At 65.1% G+C, this 15,417-nt stretch carries 13 protein-coding genes and 1 pseudogene; 10 read left to right on the top strand and 4 right to left on the bottom strand.

Annotated elements, in window-relative coordinates; all coding sequences use genetic code 11:
• The first annotated feature begins 249 nt into the window (after window positions 1-249).
• Window positions 250-1,185 carry an ornithine carbamoyltransferase gene (gene argF / locus G4G28_RS08270; RefSeq protein ID WP_182991581.1) on the top strand — a complete coding sequence of 312 codons (936 nt, stop codon included), beginning with the start codon at window positions 250-252 and terminating at the stop codon, window positions 1,183-1,185.
• A gap of 106 nt (window positions 1,186-1,291) precedes the next feature.
• A complete protein-coding gene (locus tag G4G28_RS08265) occupies window positions 1,292-2,524 on the top strand; it encodes an argininosuccinate synthase (RefSeq protein ID WP_182991580.1) in 1,233 nt (410 codons plus the stop codon).
• Window positions 2,525-2,626: 102 nt separating this feature from the next.
• Here the strand turns inward: G4G28_RS08265 and G4G28_RS08260 are convergent, their stop codons facing one another.
• Window positions 2,627-3,352, bottom strand: coding sequence for an SDR family oxidoreductase (locus tag G4G28_RS08260; protein WP_183108234.1), 726 nt, complete (start codon window positions 3,350-3,352; stop codon window positions 2,627-2,629).
• Window positions 3,349-3,615, bottom strand: a complete 267-nt coding sequence (locus G4G28_RS08255; protein WP_183108233.1) for a hypothetical protein — start codon at window positions 3,613-3,615, stop codon at window positions 3,349-3,351. The genes G4G28_RS08260 and G4G28_RS08255 overlap by 4 nt, the downstream gene beginning before the upstream one ends.
• A gap of 149 nt (window positions 3,616-3,764) precedes the next feature.
• Here G4G28_RS08255 and G4G28_RS08250 point away from each other — a divergent pair, with 149 nt between their 5' ends.
• Complete coding sequence (locus G4G28_RS08250) at window positions 3,765-4,499, top strand: diguanylate cyclase domain-containing protein (protein WP_183108232.1); 735 nt, start codon at window positions 3,765-3,767, stop codon at window positions 4,497-4,499.
• A gap of 192 nt (window positions 4,500-4,691) precedes the next feature.
• Here the strand turns inward: G4G28_RS08250 and murB are convergent.
• Window positions 4,692-5,618: pseudogene (gene murB, locus G4G28_RS08245) on the bottom strand (UDP-N-acetylmuramate dehydrogenase); the annotation flags it as partial.
• Between the two features lie 149 nt (window positions 5,619-5,767).
• Here murB and G4G28_RS08240 point away from each other — a divergent pair.
• The 3 genes from G4G28_RS08240 (at window position 5,768) to G4G28_RS08230 (ending at window position 10,286) form a co-directional block, all read left to right on the top strand.
• On the top strand, window positions 5,768-6,253 hold the full coding sequence (locus G4G28_RS08240) for a YajQ family cyclic di-GMP-binding protein (protein WP_182991576.1): 486 nt from the start codon (window positions 5,768-5,770) through the stop codon (window positions 6,251-6,253).
• A gap of 194 nt (window positions 6,254-6,447) precedes the next feature.
• The gene (locus G4G28_RS08235) at window positions 6,448-7,713 is read left to right on the top strand and encodes a nitronate monooxygenase (RefSeq protein WP_182991575.1); all 1,266 of its coding nucleotides are present in this window, start codon (window positions 6,448-6,450) and stop codon (window positions 7,711-7,713) included.
• A gap of 158 nt (window positions 7,714-7,871) precedes the next feature.
• Window positions 7,872-10,286, top strand: coding sequence for a bifunctional diguanylate cyclase/phosphodiesterase (locus G4G28_RS08230; protein WP_182991574.1), 2,415 nt, complete (start codon window positions 7,872-7,874; stop codon window positions 10,284-10,286).
• Window positions 10,287-10,465: 179 nt separating this feature from the next.
• Here the strand turns inward: G4G28_RS08230 and G4G28_RS08225 are convergent, their stop codons facing one another.
• Window positions 10,466-11,404 (bottom strand): exopolyphosphatase, encoded by a 939-nt coding sequence (locus G4G28_RS08225; RefSeq protein ID WP_182991573.1) that lies wholly within the window; start codon window positions 11,402-11,404, stop codon window positions 10,466-10,468.
• A gap of 339 nt (window positions 11,405-11,743) precedes the next feature.
• Between G4G28_RS08225 and G4G28_RS08220 the strand changes: the two genes are divergently transcribed.
• The 4 genes from G4G28_RS08220 (at window position 11,744) to G4G28_RS25520 (ending at window position 15,316) form a co-directional block, all read left to right on the top strand.
• Complete coding sequence (locus tag G4G28_RS08220) at window positions 11,744-13,006, top strand: sensor histidine kinase (protein ID WP_182991572.1); 1,263 nt, start codon at window positions 11,744-11,746, stop codon at window positions 13,004-13,006.
• A gap of 137 nt (window positions 13,007-13,143) precedes the next feature.
• Window positions 13,144-13,905 (top strand): LytTR family DNA-binding domain-containing protein, encoded by a 762-nt coding sequence (locus G4G28_RS08215; protein ID WP_182991571.1) that lies wholly within the window; start codon window positions 13,144-13,146, stop codon window positions 13,903-13,905.
• Between the two features lie 217 nt (window positions 13,906-14,122).
• A complete protein-coding gene (locus tag G4G28_RS25525) occupies window positions 14,123-14,458 on the top strand; it encodes a PAS domain-containing protein (protein WP_229507956.1) in 336 nt (111 codons plus the stop codon).
• 216 nt (window positions 14,459-14,674) lie between these two features.
• Window positions 14,675-15,316 (top strand): sensor histidine kinase, encoded by a 642-nt coding sequence (locus tag G4G28_RS25520; protein WP_229507955.1) that lies wholly within the window; start codon window positions 14,675-14,677, stop codon window positions 15,314-15,316.
• Window positions 15,317-15,417: the final 101 nt, after the last annotated feature.

Here is a 15,417-nt window from a genome sequence, read left to right as displayed (position 1 = left end):
TCCAAATGTCAGACCTGACCCCAGACCTGCGCCCTGACAACCAAAGGGCCGGGGTCAGGTCTGACATTCGGACACGGGACTCAGCCTTGCTCGAGAAAAGCGCGCTTGCCTGGCTCTGATACGCTTGAGGTCGTGTCCAAATGTCAGACCTGACCCCAGACCTGCGCCTTGGCGCCACAAATGACGCACTGCCGCATATCTTGTAGAAACCCTCTATAATCAGCTGGATAACAGCATCCAAGACACGATATGCCAGGCGCCGACGCGATCAAGCCGATCAAACATTTTCTGCAGTTCTCCGACTTCTCCCTCGACGAATTCGAATACGTCATCGAGCGCGCGAAGGTCATCAAGCGCAAGTTCAAGGCCTACGAGGTCTACCACCCGCTGGTCGACCGCACGCTGGTGATGGTGTTCGAGAAGAGCTCGACGCGCACGCGCCTGTCCTTCGAAGCCGGCATGCACCAGCTGGGCGGCGCGGCGATCTACCTGAACACGCGCGACAGCCAGCTGGGTCGCGGCGAGCCGGTGGAAGACGCGGGCCAGGTGATGAGCCGCATGTGCGACATCATCATGGTGCGCACCTTCGGCCAGGACATCATCGAGCGCTTCGCGGCCCACTCGCGCGTGCCGGTGATTAATGGCCTGACCAACGAACACCATCCCTGCCAGGTGCTGGCCGACATCTTCACCTTCTACGAGCACCGCGGCCCGATCGCCGGCAAGCTTGTTGCCTGGATCGGCGACGCCAACAACATGCTCTACTCCTGGCTGCAGGCGGCTGAAGTGTTCGGCTTCCACCTGAATATCTCCACGCCACAGGGCTACGACCTCGACCCGGCGCTGGTCTCCACAAACCGCTACACGCGTTTCGACAACCCATCGGATGCCTGCGAAGGCGCGCACCTGGTCAGCACGGACGTGTGGACCAGCATGGGTTTTGAAAAGGAAAACGCCCAGCGCCTGAAGGACTTCGACGGCTTCATCGTCGATGCCGCCAAGATGGCGCGCGCCAATCCGGATGCCATCTTCATGCACTGCCTGCCGGCCCACCGCGGCGAGGAAGTCGCGGCCGAGGTGATCGACGGACCGCAGTCGGTGGTCTGGGATGAAGCCGAAAACCGCCTGCACGTGCAGAAGGCACTGATCGAATACCTGCTGCTCGGCAGGTTGGAGACCACCTGATTATTGTTAGTTGAACCCTGCAGCACCTTTAGTTTGATCGTCGGTCCCGCTGTTTTTGGACAGCGGGCCGGCTGACCTACCCACCTCCCTCCACACTGGAATCTCCATGAGCGACATCAAAAAAGTAGTTCTCGCCTACTCGGGCGGCCTCGACACCTCCGTCATCCTGAAATGGCTGCAAGACCATTACGGCTGCGAGATCGTGACCTTCACGGCCGACCTCGGCCAGGGCGAAGAACTCGAGCCGGCACGCGCCAAGGCCATCAAGTTCGGCATCAAGCCGGAAAACATCTACATCGACGACGTGCGCGAGGAATTCGTGCGCGACTTCGTGTTCCCGATGTTCCGTGCTAACACCGTCTATGAAGGCGAGTACCTGCTGGGCACCTCGATCGCGCGTCCCCTGATCGCCAAGCGCCTGATCGAGATCGCCAACGAGACCGGCGCCGATGCCGTCTCGCACGGTGCGACCGGCAAGGGCAACGACCAGGTGCGCTTCGAGCTCGGTGCCTATGCGCTCAAACCCGATGTGAAGATCATCGCCCCATGGCGCGAGTGGGACCTGCTGTCGCGCGAAAAATTGCTGAAGTACGCGGAGGACGCCGGCATCGCCGTCGACATGAAGCACAAGAACGGCGGCGCGCCCTATTCGATGGATGCCAACCTGCTGCACATCAGCTTCGAAGGCCGCCACCTGGAGAACCCGAGCGCGGAAGCCGAGGAATCGATGTGGCGCTGGACGGTGAGCCCGGAAGCGGCACCGGACGAAGCCGAGTACCTCGACATCGAATACGAGCGCGGCGACATCGTCGCGCTGAACGGCAAGCGCATGTCGCCCGCCGAAGTGCTGACGGAGCTGAACCGCCTGGGCGGCAAGCACGGCATCGGCCGCCTCGACCTGGTGGAAAACCGCTACGTCGGCATGAAGTCGCGCGGCTGCTACGAGACCCCGGGCGGCACCATCATGCTGCGCGCCCACCGCGCGATCGAATCGATCACGCTCGACCGCGAAGTGGCGCACCTGAAGGATGACCTGATGCCGCGCTACGCCTCGCTCATCTATAACGGCTACTGGTGGGCGCCGGAGCGCGTCGCACTCCAGACGCTGATCGACCACACCCAGGCGACCGTGAACGGCTGGGTGCGCATCAAGCTCTACAAGGGCAACGTGATCGTGGTCTCGCGCGACTCCAAAACGGACTCGCTGTTCGACATGAACATCGCTACTTTTGACGAGGACGGCGGCGCCTACAACCAGGCCGATGCGGGCGGCTTCATCAAGCTCAACGCGCTGCGCATGCGCATCGCGGCCAAGGCGCGGGCCAAGCGCGGGCAGTAATCTCGCCGCGCAGGAACGACAGCCGCCTCCGGGCGGCTTTTTTGTCGCTTTTCGTAGGGTGGGATAATCGAGGCGGGGCCTCGATTACCCCACCCTGCAGGTTCACGCGTTGCGTAAATCGTCCACCGGCTTGCTGCCGAAACGCGGCGCCAGCAGGTAGTCGACCAGCGCGCACGCGCAGGCTTCGGGCGAATTCAGTCCGCCCTGGGCCTTCAGTTGCACGAAGCGTTCCTTCATCGGAAAGCGCGATTCCGGCGTGGCGCGGATCTCGGCCTGCATGCCGGTGTCGATCACGCCCGGCGCCAGGCTGCAGCAGCGCACGGACGCGTCGCCGTCCAGCGCCACCGCCTCGGCATGGCGGTCGAGCGCAGCCTTGGTGGCGCAGTACACGCTCCAGCCGGGATAGGCGCTGCGTCCGGCACCGCTCGACACGTGCAGGATGCGCCGCTCGGCGCCGTTCGACGCGCGGACGGCGGCGGCGACCAGCGCCAGCGGCGCCGCCACGTTGACCGTCACCGCTTGCACGGCGGCTGCAGGATCCTGCTCGGCCAGCGGCCCCACCGGCCACACCACGCCGGCATTGTTGACCAGCAGGACCATGTCGCTGCCCTGCACCCAGCTTGCCAGCGTGCCGCCCGCCAGGAAGGCGGTCAGCGCGGCCGGGTCGGCCAGGTCGAGTTCCACCGCCTGCAAGGCATCGGGGAAGCGCGCAGCCAGATCGGGCGCCCGTCCCCGCGCCAGGCCCAGCACAGGGATCCCGCGCCCGAGCAGTTCGGCGGCGATGGCCGCGCCCAGGCCTTTCGAGTATCCGGTAACGATTGCTTTCATGGTGTTTCTCCTTGCGAATTGGCGCAAGCATAACGGATCACGCGCAGGCCTTCGATTCCGTTGTAAGCCAGCAGCGGCCGTCGCCAAAAAGCAACATTCCGACGATACCTCGGGGTAGAATCGAGGTTCATGCTCACCTCAGCCAATCCGATGCCATCCACCTCCGCCGTCCAGTTCCAGAACGCTCCCTGCCGCGTGTTGCTGGTCGGCGCGCCGCCTGCCGCCGCCGCCTTGCGCGAGATGCTTGCCGGCGTCGACGACATCGAACTGGTCTTGACCGACGCCGAGCGCGCGCTGGAACAGGTGGCGAGCCTGCGTCCTTCGCTGATCGCGCGCGCTGGCCGACGCCGACGACCACGCTTTCCTGCACGCCTGCCGCGACGACAGGCGCTCGCGCGAGCTGCCTCTGCTGGTGCTGGCACCGCAGGCAAGCGACGATGCCGCGGCGCAGGGCCGCGAGGCCGCCTTCGCCGCCGGCGCCAGCGACTACCTGGCCGGCCTGCCGAGCCGCACCGAAATGCTGGCGCGCCTGCGCTACCATGCGCTTGCTTCGCGCGCAGCGCTGGAGCGCGACGATGCCCTGCGCCGCCTGCGCCAGACAGAAGAAGCGCTGGCGCGCATCCAGGCCGAGCTCGACCGCCTGGCCGGCTACGACAACCTGACCGGGATTCCGAACCGCCGCCGTTTCGAAGAGGTCGCGCAGGGCGAATGGCAGCGCGCGCGCCGCAGCAGCCAGCCGCTGTCGCTGCTGCTGTGCGACGTCGACAATTTCGATTATTTCAACGAGCGTTTAGGGCGCGACGCGGGCGATATCTGCCTGCGCCGCCTGGCTGGCGTGCTCACCGGCCAGCTCAAGCGCGCGGCCGACGTGGCGGCGCGTTTCGACGGCAAGCAGTTTGCGATCCTGCTGCCCGACACGGGCCTGGACGGCGCGGTGCAGGTGGCAGAGGCCTGCCGCGCCGCCATCGAGCGCCTGGCCCTCTCGCATCCGGAACCGCAGCGCCGCATCGTCACCATCTCGGTCGGCGTGGCCACCACGGTGCCGCAGGACGATGCCCAGTTCGAGGGCGTGGTAACGCGCGCCGGCGAGGCGATCGAAGCGGCCAAGGCGCGCGGGCGCAACCGGGTGGTGGCCTTCAGGGCCTAATTGCCCGAGGCCGGGTGCGGGCGAGCAGTTCGCACTGCCCGTCGTTTGACGGGTCCTCCCGGCCGTCCGCCAGCACCCCGGACTCATTGCCTCACACGAACACCGGCTCCGGCTCCAGTGCCACCCCGAAGCGTGCCAGCACATCGTCTGGATCGCCCGCGCCAGCGCCTGCACCTCGGCCCCGGTCGCGCCGCCATTGTTCACCAATACCAGCGCCTGCCTCGGATAAACGCCGGCCGCGCCCAGGTTTTTCCCCTTCCAGCCGCATTGGTCGATGAGCCAGCCTGCGGCCAGCTCTCGCTGCCGTCGGGCTGCGCATGGTGCACCAGTTGCGGGAAACGCTCCAGCAGCGCCGTGCACTGCGCCGCGCTGACGACCGGATTTCTTGAAGAAGCTGCCGGCATTGCCAATGTCGGCCGGGTCGGGCAGCTTGCGGCGTCGGATGGCAACGACCAGGTCGCTGACCTGGCGCGGCGTCGGGTCGGCCAGGCCGGCGGCCTCGGCGGCCTGGGCCAGCTCGGCGTAGCGCAGGTTCGGCCGCCAGGCGCGCGGCAGCGCAAAAGTGACGTCGAGCACGACCAGGTCCGCGCCTTCGGGATGCTTGAACAGGCTGTCGCGATAGCCGAAGCGGCAATCGGCAGCTGCCAGCACCCGCCGTGCGCCGCTGGCCAGGTCGTAGGTCGTGAGCGAATGGAACACATCCTTGATTTCGAGCCCGTAGGCCCCGATATTCTGGATCGGTGCGGCGCCGACCGTGCCGGGGATCAGCGACAGGTTTTCCAGCCCGCCCAGGCCCTGGGACAGCGTGAAGTCGACGAAGGCGTGCCAGTTCTCGCCGGCGCCGGCGCGTACGAGCACGGCATCGCCCTCCTCGCCCACGATTTCGCGACCGGGGATGACCATGTGCAGCACCAGTGCCTCGACATCGCGCGTGAGCAGCACGTTGCTGCCGCCGCCGAGCACGAAACGGGGCAGGCTCGCGGCTTCCGGGTCCTGGCGCAGCCCGTCGAGCTGGGCGGGGTCCGACACGCGCAGGTAGCGGCGCGCCCTTGCCGGCAGGCCGAAGGTATTGAAAGCTTGCAGCGAAACGTCGTGTTCGATCGGGAGCGTGGAGTGCATGGTGTCGGGATGGGCAAAGGCGAAAACGGGTCGATTATAGGGGTAAGCCCTGTCCTGACGGCAAAAACGGTCGTTCTATTCCGGCCAGTCCGTTAAAATACTGCCACTTATGAATTTGCAATAATAGAGAAACCCGAAAAGGAACCGCCATGCCATCGTTTGACGTGGTCTGCGAAGCAGACATGGTTGAAGTAAAGAATGCCGTTGAGCAATCGAACAAGGAAATCACCACCCGCTTCGACTTCAAGGGCAGCTCGGCCAAGGTCGAGCAGAAGGAACGCGAACTGACTCTGTTCGCCGACTCCGACTTCCAGCTGAGCCAGGTGAAGGACGTGCTGGTCAATAAAATGACCAAGCGTAAGGTCGACGTCCGCTTCCTCGACGAGGAAAAGGTCGAGAAGATCGGCGGCGACAAGGTCAAGCAGCTCATCAAGGTGCGCAACGGCATCGAGACCGAAGACGCCAAGAAGATCACCAAGGCGATCAAGGAAAGCAAGATGAAGGTGCAGGCCTCGATCCAGGGCGAAACCGTGCGTGTCACCGGCGCCAAGCGCGACGACCTGCAGGCGGCCATGGCGCTCTTGCGCAAGGATGTGCAGGACCTGCCGCTGGCGTTCAACAATTTCCGCGACTAATGGATCGCTCGTGTCGTGCGGGGTCCGCGAACGCGGCCTCCTGCGTCGCTTTGCCCCGCTCCATCGTCCCATGCCTCGCGCTGCCCTCTTTTTGCTTGGGGTAGAATAAAGGCAGCAAAAAACTTGCTCGCGTGCGCCCGCCCGTCGTGGCCTGCCCGCCGGACAAGCGCAACTTCGGTAGTCTAAGGATAGCAATGAAACGTGTTGATGATTTCCGCCTGCGTCTGGGCAACAAGGAATACGTGCCCATCATGATTGGCGGAATGGGCGTGGACATTTCGACCTCCGAACTGGCGCTGGAAGCGGCGCGCCTCGGCGGCATTGGTCACATCTCGGACGCCATGGTGCAGGACGTGTCGGACCGCAAGTTCGACACCACCTTCGTCAAGGACAAGACCAAGCTCTACAAGTTCAACATCAACAACATGGACAAGGCGGTGGTGCAGTTCGACCTCGAGCGCCTGGCCGAAGCGACGCGCCTGCACGTGGGCGCTACCATGGCGGCGAAAAAGGGCGATGGCCTGATTTTCGTGAACTGCATGGAAAAGCTGACCATGAATGCGCCCAAGGAAACGCTGCGCACGCGCCTGTCTTCGGCCCTGGACGCCGGCATCGACGGCATCACCATGTCGGCCGGCCTGCATCTGGGCTCGTTCGAACTGATCAAGGACCATCCGCGCTTCCGCGAAGCCAAGCTGGGCATCATCGTGTCTTCGGTCCGCGCGCTGCAGCTATTCCTGCGCAAGGTGGCGAAACTGAACCGCCCGCCCGATTTCATCATCGTCGAAGGCCCGCTGGCCGGCGGCCACCTTGGCTTCGGTTTCGACTGGAAGAACTACGACCTGCACCTGATCATCGACGAAATCCTCGCCTATATGCGTGCGGAAAACATCGATATTCCCCTGATCGCGGCCGGCGGCGTGTTCACCGGTTCCGACGCCGTGGGTTTCCTGGAAAAAGGCGTGGGCGGCGTGCAGGTGGCGACCCGTTTCACCGTCACCCACGAGTGCGGCCTGCCCGACAACGTCAAGCAGGAATACTTCCGCGCCAGCGAGGAAGACATCATCGTCAACGGCATCTCGCCGACCGGCTACCCGATGCGCATGCTCAAGAGCACGCCGGCGATCGGTTCCGGCATCCGCCCGGGCTGCGAATCCTACGGCTACCTGCTGGACGCCACCGGCAATTGCGCCTACATCAATTCGTACAACCGCGAAGTGCTGGCCAATCCGGATACGAAGACGGTATCGGTGATGGACAAGACCTGCCTGTGCACGCACATGCGCAACTTCAATTGCTGGACCTGCGGCCACTACACCTACCGCCTGAAGGACACCACCCACAAACTGGCCGACGGCAACTACCAGATCCTGAGCGCGGAACACGTGTTCAAGGACTACCAGTTCAGCGTCGACAACGAGATCGCCTTGCCGCCGAAACAGGAAACCGTGGCAGCCTGAAGCAATACCGGGCCCGGCCCGTCGCCCTTTCGACATGGAAAAGCCACGGCAGTGCCGTGGCTTTTGCTTTATTCAGCATCATGCGACGAAACTTGGGGAACACGCGTAGTCTTTAGCGAGTCCAACTAGGGTGGCTCCCACCTTGAAAGGCGCTGAGCATGTTCTTGTCCCTACCGACTGCCAATGCAGCCTTCCTGGTCGACGAGTCCGGCATCATCGCGGCCTGGAACAGCGCATGCGAGCGCCTGCTCGGTTTTCCAGCCGGCGACGTGATCGGCCAGCCGCTGGGTGCCCTGCTCGTCGGCGTCGAACCCGAGGACCGCAACGAGCGCTGGCGCGGGCTGGCGGAGGACCATGGCCGTACCAACCAGGTCGTGCTGCGCCATGCCGATGGCGGCGTGGTCAAGGCGAACCTGGGACTTGCTCCCCAGGCCGGTCCCGATGGCGTCACCCACATCTGGGTGGCCGCCATCGACAACGTCCACGACGACGCCACGCCCGATGCCGTGCTGGTCGGGCGCACGCCGATGGCCACGATCGTCGACCTGCTGCCCGGCACCTTCTATGCGCTCAACCGGGAGGGCCGCTTCATCCTCTGGAACCGCAACCACGAACGCATCACCGAAATGACGCCGGAGGAAATTGCGGCCAGCAACGCTGTCGAACTGTTCGACCTGAAAACCCGGTCCCTGATCGCCGAGAGCATCCGCCGCGTGTTCGAGAACGGCGAGGAGGTGGCCATCGAGGCCAACTTCATTGCGCGCAGCGGGCGCGAGACGCCCATGCTCCTGTGCGGGGCGCGCGTGCCCGCCAACGGCAACCAGTACCTGTTCGGCATGGGGATCGACATCTCCGCGCGGCGCGAGCAGGAACGCATGCTGCGCCTGCGCGAGCGCGCCCTGCACGCCACCAGCAACGGCATCGTCATCACCGGCATCGATGGCCGCGACACGCCCATCGAATACGTCAACCCGGCCTTCGAACGCATCACCGGCTACGCGGCAAGCGAAGTGATCGGGCGCGACTCGCGCTTCATGGCCGCACCCGGCATGGACCTGAACGAACGCAGCCGCGTACGCGAGGCGATCAGTGCACACGAGCCTGTCAACGTCGTGTTCCGCAACCTGCGCAAGAACGGCGAGCTGTTCTGGAACGACCTCTCCATCACGCCGGTGCTTGACGAACACGGCGCGACGACCCATTTCATCGGCGTCATCCTGGACGTCACCGCCACCAAGCAGCGCACCGCCCACCTCGAACACGAGGTCAACCACGACGCGCTGACGGGCCTGGCCAACCGCAATCTGCTGTGGGACCGGCTCGAACAGGCACTGCACCTGTCGCAGCGCCAGAAGTCGCTGGTGGGCGTCGTGCTGATCGACCTGAACAACTTCAAGACCATCAACGACACCTTCGGCCACGAAGCCGGCGACGTCGTCCTGAAAGTGGTGGCGCGGCGCCTGCAGGCATCGGTGCGCGACAGCGATACCGTGGCGCGCCTGTCGGGCGACGAATTCGTGCTGGTGCTGGTCAACCAGCCGTCGCTGCGCTACACGCTGCGCATGATCGAGCGCCTGCGCCAGGGCCTGACCCAGCCGGTCTCGTTCGACCACAAGGAAATCGCCGTCGGGGCCAGCCTGGGCGTGGCGGTCTATCCGCACGACGGCAGCAGCGCGGCCGACCTCGTGCGCGCCGCGGATGTCGCCATGTACCATGCCAAGGCTTCCGGGGGCAACGAAATCCACTTCTTCTCGAACGACATGAAGTCGACCACCGAGGCGCGCCAGCAGCTCGATTCCGGCATGTCGCAGGCCATCGAGCGCGGCGAACTGTTCGTGCTGTACCAGCCCTGCATCGACGCGCGCAGCGGCAAGGTGCGCAGCTTCGAGGCCCTGCTGCGCTGGCGCCACCCCGAGCACGGTGTCCTGCTGCCCGCCGCCTTCCTGACTGAAGCCGAGGAGAGCGGCCGCATCGTCCAGTTCGGCTCATGGGTGCTCGACCAGGTCTGCACCTTCCTGTATGAACTCAGGGAGCTGGGCGTGACGGGCGTGCCCGTCAGCGTGAACGTCTCGCCGCGCGAATACGCGCAGCAGGACTTCGTCACGGCCATCGCCGCGCGCCTCGAGCATTACGGCCTGAGCCCGGACAACCTGAAGATCGAGCTGCGCGAGGAGGCCCTGCTGCGCAACCCCGGCCAGGTGCGCGACCTGGCCGCCCAGCTGCACCAGCTCGGGCTGGGGCTGGCGATCGACGAATTCGGCCAGGGCCTGTCCGATATCGGCTTCCTGCGCGAACTGATGGTGGGCGAACTGAAACTGGCGAAAGCGGCGGTGCACGCCATCAAGGCCGATAACGGCGACGGCGAGGGCGACAAGGGCAACACCATGGCACGCACGCTGATCGACATCGGCCGCAACCTGCACATGCCGGTGGTCGGCGACGCGGTCGAAACGCGCACGCAGATGGAATTTCTTGCCGCCCATGGCTGCGAGGGCCTGGCCGGCAAGCTGTTCCAGGAACCGCTGGCGCCCGACGCCGCCCGCGAACTGCTGCGCGACAGCATGCCGGCCTGAGAGGCTGTTCCAGCAGGCAGGGGAAAGCGGACGGCGACATGCGCGTCTGCGATGCATGGCAAGCGCGGGCAAGGCCTGAGGAGGCCGCATGGCGAGCCATGCAACGACGAGCAACGGGGCACCCGCTTGCCAGGCGCGCCAGCAGCGGCTCCGGCCTGCTGGAACAGGCTCCTGGCCGCTCAGCCCTCGCGCGTGATGCGCCGTATCAGTGCGCCCAGCACCTCTTCCGCCATCTCGTTCGAGACCTGGCAGGTGCCCGCGTTCTCATGCCCGCCGCCGCCGTATTCCAGCATCAAGGCGCCGATATTCGTTTTCGACCTGCGGTCCAGGATGGATTTGCCGACCGCGAAGACCGTGTTCTGGTTCTTCAGGCCCCATAGCACGTGAATCGAGATATTTGATTGCGGGAAGAGCGCGTAGATAACGAAACGGTTGCCGGCATAGATCGTTGCTTCCTCGCGCAAGTCGAGCACGACCAGGTTGCCGTGCACGCGGGCGCAGCGCCGGATCTGTTCCTTGCAACGCTCGTTGTGCTCGAAGTACAGCCGGGTACGCTCCTGCACGTCCGGCAGCGCCATGATGGTGTCGATCGGGTGCTGGCGGCAGGCGTCGATGAGTTCCATCATCAGCTGGTAGTTCGAGATGCGGAAGTCGCGGAAGCGCCCGAGTCCGGTACGCGCATCCATCAGAAAATTGAGCAGGTTCCAGCCCGCGGGCGCCAGCACTTCTTCTTGCGTAAAGCGTGCGCTGTCGGCCTTGTCGACGGCCGCCATCATCTCGGTCCAGGCCACAGGGAAGATGCTCGCGCCGCCATAGTGGTCCCAGACCACGCGCGCGGCAGAGGGAGCTTCGGGATCGATCACGTGGTTGCGCCGGTCTCCACTATTGCGGATGGTTTCCGACAAATGGTGGTCGAAAGCCAGGTGGGCGCCAGCGACGTAGGGCAGATTGGTCGTGATGTCGCGCTCGCCGATCGCGATTTTCCCGTCCTGCATGTCCTTGGGGTGGACGAACAGGATGTCGTCGATCAGGTTCAGGTGCTTGAGCAGGACCGCGCAGACCAGTCCATCGAAATCGCTGCGGGTAACGAGGCGGAATTGTTTCGGAATGGCGGACATCGGTAACTCCTTTCATGGAGCGAACGGCATTCGGCTGGTTGAGGATGCCGATTCATCATACCGCGCAAGGTTTCCGATTGTCAGCGACTGAAATGCATTTCAAGCAAGGTGCATGAAAGGTGCGCACGGCGCAGCCACGGGGCTGGGCGCAGCCTGTTCCCCGCTTCCTGCAGGCTGTCGCATCGCCGCTGACATGCCCGCCCGCCGGCAGGTAGAGTTGCAACATTCCAACACGGGCATCGGCAAGGCGGATTGTTCCGTCAATCAATTTTTCGGCACCCGGGCGCGGGGACGCGGTACACTCGCTCCGCCATCGAAACCGACCACCTTATCCTGACCATGCAAGCGCGCAGCTCCGTCCACCATCCCTTTTCCGGCATCCTCTCGTGGCTCTACCGTGCCTTCGACGCGGTGGCCACCTGGGTGACCCAGCTGTCGTGGTGGAAGTTCTTTCTGTTTGCGGCACTGCTGCTGATCGCCGGCGCCATCCTGCAGGAAGAACTGTTTTCCGACGGAGAAGCCGAGATTGCCGCGGCCGAGCGCGCCGCGCGCCGCGAGCAGGCGAGCATCCTGATCGACGACAGCGGCATCCATTTCAATCCGCGCAACAAGCCGCGTGCGGGTGCGCCCGAGACAACGCCCACCCCGCCGGTACCGCCTGCGACACCTCCCGCGCCCGCCGCCGGGACTGGCGGCAGCACCACTGCGCCCGACCTTGCCCTGCCCAAAGGCGCGCACCCGAATGGGGACGCGGTGCACATCGAATTGCCGCCCCAGATCGCCGAGGAATTGTCGGTGGCAATCGAAGGCGCGGTCGACGATGCGGCCGAAGCGAAAGTGTCGCGTTACCACAAACAGGCCTCGACCTGGTTCACCAGCTTCGTCTGGCTGCTGGTGCTGGCCCTGTTTGGCACCAAGGCGCTGGTCGGCGGCAAGAAGCGCGCCGAACAGCAGACCCTGAGCGCGAATGCCGCCGCCGAGCGCGAGTCGATGCAGCGCCAGTTGTCCGAAGCCCGCATGCAGATGATGCAGGCGCAAGTAGAGCCTCACTTCCTGTTCAACACGCTCGCTTCCGTCGAGCACCTGATCGAGACCAATCCGCCACGCGCCTCGGCCATGCAGCGCAGCCTGATCCAGTACCTGCGCGCCGTGCTGCCGCAGATGCGCGAAAACAACCTGGTTACCAACCTCGGCCGCGAGGTCGACATGGTGACGGCCTACCTGAACCTGCTGAAGATGCGCATGGAAGAACGTTTGACGGTGGACATGCGCATTCCCGAGAAGCTGCGCACGGCTTCCTTCCCGCCGATGATGCTGCAGTCGATGGTCGAGAACGCGATCAAGCACGGCCTCGAGTGCAAACCCGAGGGCGGCACCCTGAAGATCGTTGCCGACGTTGCCGACGGCAAGCTGCGCGTGACCGTGACGGACGACGGCGTGGGCTTCGGCGTGGTGCCCAGCACCGGCACCGGCCTGGGGCTGCCCACCATCCGTGAGCGCCTGCGCCTGCTGCACGGCGACGCCGGCCAGCTGCACATTGCCGCCAACAGCCCGAGCGGCGTGATCGCCATGGTCGAAGTGCCCTACCAGGTGTCGCGCTGATGCCGCGCTCCGCCGCGCAGGCACCGTCCAGGACGCGAGGCCGACGGCTGTCCCTCGGCCGACCTTGCCTGTCACGCGGTTTCGTTGAATAATTGTTACTCTCCTGTCACCCTCTCCTTCCTGTACCGGACACCACCATGCCTACTGCGATTATTGCCGACGATGAAAGACTGATGCGCGACCAGCTGCGCATGCGCCTGGAGCAGGTGTGGCCCGAACTGGAAATCGTGGGCGAGGCCAAGAATGGCGAGGAAGCGGTCGAACTGGTCGAAGAGCACCAGCCCGACCTGACCTTCCTCGACATCCGCATGCCGGGCAAGACCGGGATGGAAGCGGCGCGCGAGATCGGCGACCGCAGCCAGATCGTGTTCGTGACCGCCTACGACCAATACGCGGTCGAGGCCTTCGAGCGCGGCGCTGTCGATTACGTGCTCAAGCCGTCGGAACCGGAGCGCCTGAAACTCACCGTCGAACGCCTCAAGGCGCGCCTGGGCAAGCCGGGGGTGGTGGTCAACGACAGCGTGACGGCCATGCTGTCGCAGCTGGCCGAAAAAATCGCCGCGCCCAAGCCGAAGCACCTGCAGTGGATCCAGGCCAGCATCGGCCAGGACCTGCGCATGATTCCGGTCGAGGACATCCTGTTCTTCCGCTCGGACGAAAAATATACCTGCGTGCAAACCGAAAAGTTCGAAGCCCTGATCAGGAAGCCGGTGCGCGACCTGGCCGACGAGCTCGACCCTTCGCTGTTCTGGCAGATCCACCGCGCCACCCTGGTGAACGTGAATGCCATCGAAGGCGTGACACGCGACATCCGCGGCCGCCACTTGGTGCTCGTCAAGGGCCGTTCGGAAAAACTCGAAGTGAGCCGCAGCTTCCTGCATCTGTTCAAGCAGATGTAAGGGGCACTCCCGGTGCCGGACCGTTCATGGGGAGCGGTCCGGCGGTCCGGCGGTCCGGCGGTCCGGCGGTCCGGCGGCCCGGCGGCCCGGCCGTCCGGCGGTCCGGCCGGCCCCGTTTCATGCCGGGTCCGGAGCGTGGTGCGCTGTTCCCACAGCGCCGTCGCGACGCCCCTCGGTTTGCTCCCGCTCAATCCTGCTCAGCCGTTCGCGCCGTATCGTGAAGGCTTGCCCGCATTGCGGGCGACTTCGCAGGAAGCCCCATGACACTTCAACGCAACAGGTCCCGGCGCGGGCGCGGCGCGGCGGTTTTCGCGCTCGGGCTACTCGGCGGCCACCTGATTGCCCGCTGAATGCCGACCACCACGGCGACTCGCCCGCACGCCACAGCCGCCGCATCGTCGACAACGCCGGCGAAGCCATCATCTCCGCCGACGAAACCAGCCGCATCGTGCTGGCCAACCCGGCGGCCGCGTCCATGTTCGGCCTCACCGCTGCCCAGATGCTGGGCCCCCCCGGCGCGCTTCATCCGCGCGCCGGCCAATGGCGGCCATAGCCCCTCGACTATTTCCTGGGCGGACGCGCCGGCCGCCGCGCCACCGACTACGCCGGGGTCGGCCTGCGCGCGGGCGGCGATCCCTTCCCCATCGAAGGCTCGATCACCGACGCCTTCCAGGACGGCGTCACCCTCTACACCATCATCCTGCGCGACGTCTCGGAGCGGCACCGCGTCGAGCACAAGCTTGCGCGCTCGCACGACCAGCTGCGCCAGTTGTCGGCTGCGCTGCAGACCATCCGCGAGGAGGAACGCACCCACATCGCGCGCGAGCTGCACGACGACCTCGGGCAACTGCTGGCCTCGCTGCGCATGGACCTCACCCTGCTGCGCGAGGCCTGCGGCGCCACGCTTGACGCCCAGCGCCTGATTAACGGCATGGACGGCAACCTGCTCACCGCCATCGCCTCGCTGCGCCGCATCGCCACCAACCTGCGCCCGCGCGCGCTCGACGAGGGCGGGCTGTATTTTGCGCTGCAGGGCCTGTGCGAGGACTTCGCCGAGCGCTATGCCATCGCCTGCACCCTGCTGGCCGACGAAGCCGAACTGCGCCTGGACGATACCGCCAGCACGGCCATCTTCCGCATCGTGCAGGAAGCGCTGACCAACGTCGCCCGCCACGCGCAGGCCCATAGCGTCACCATGAACCTGTACCGCATCAACGGCGAACTGCTGGTGACGATCCGCGACGACGGCCGCGGCATCCGCGAGGAAGACATGGACAAGGCAGAATCCCTCGGCCTGATCGGCATGCGCGAGCGCGTCTGGGGCCTGAAGGGAGACATCACAATCAGCGCCGACGAGCCGCCGGGCACGCGCATCGACATCGTCATCCCGGTGACAGGGCATACCGTTTAGCCGGTTTCCTTTAGTCCGCCGCCGGCGGATGCCAACCTGTCATCAACCAGAAATATTGCTTCGATAAGATGCTCGAAGTTGAGCTTGCCAGAACGGCAAGC

This window comes from Massilia sp. Dwa41.01b, assembly GCF_014171775.1.
In the GTDB taxonomy this organism is placed as follows: domain Bacteria; phylum Pseudomonadota; class Gammaproteobacteria; order Burkholderiales; family Burkholderiaceae_D; genus Telluria.
This window is presented reverse-complemented; position numbering and strand designations above follow the sequence as displayed.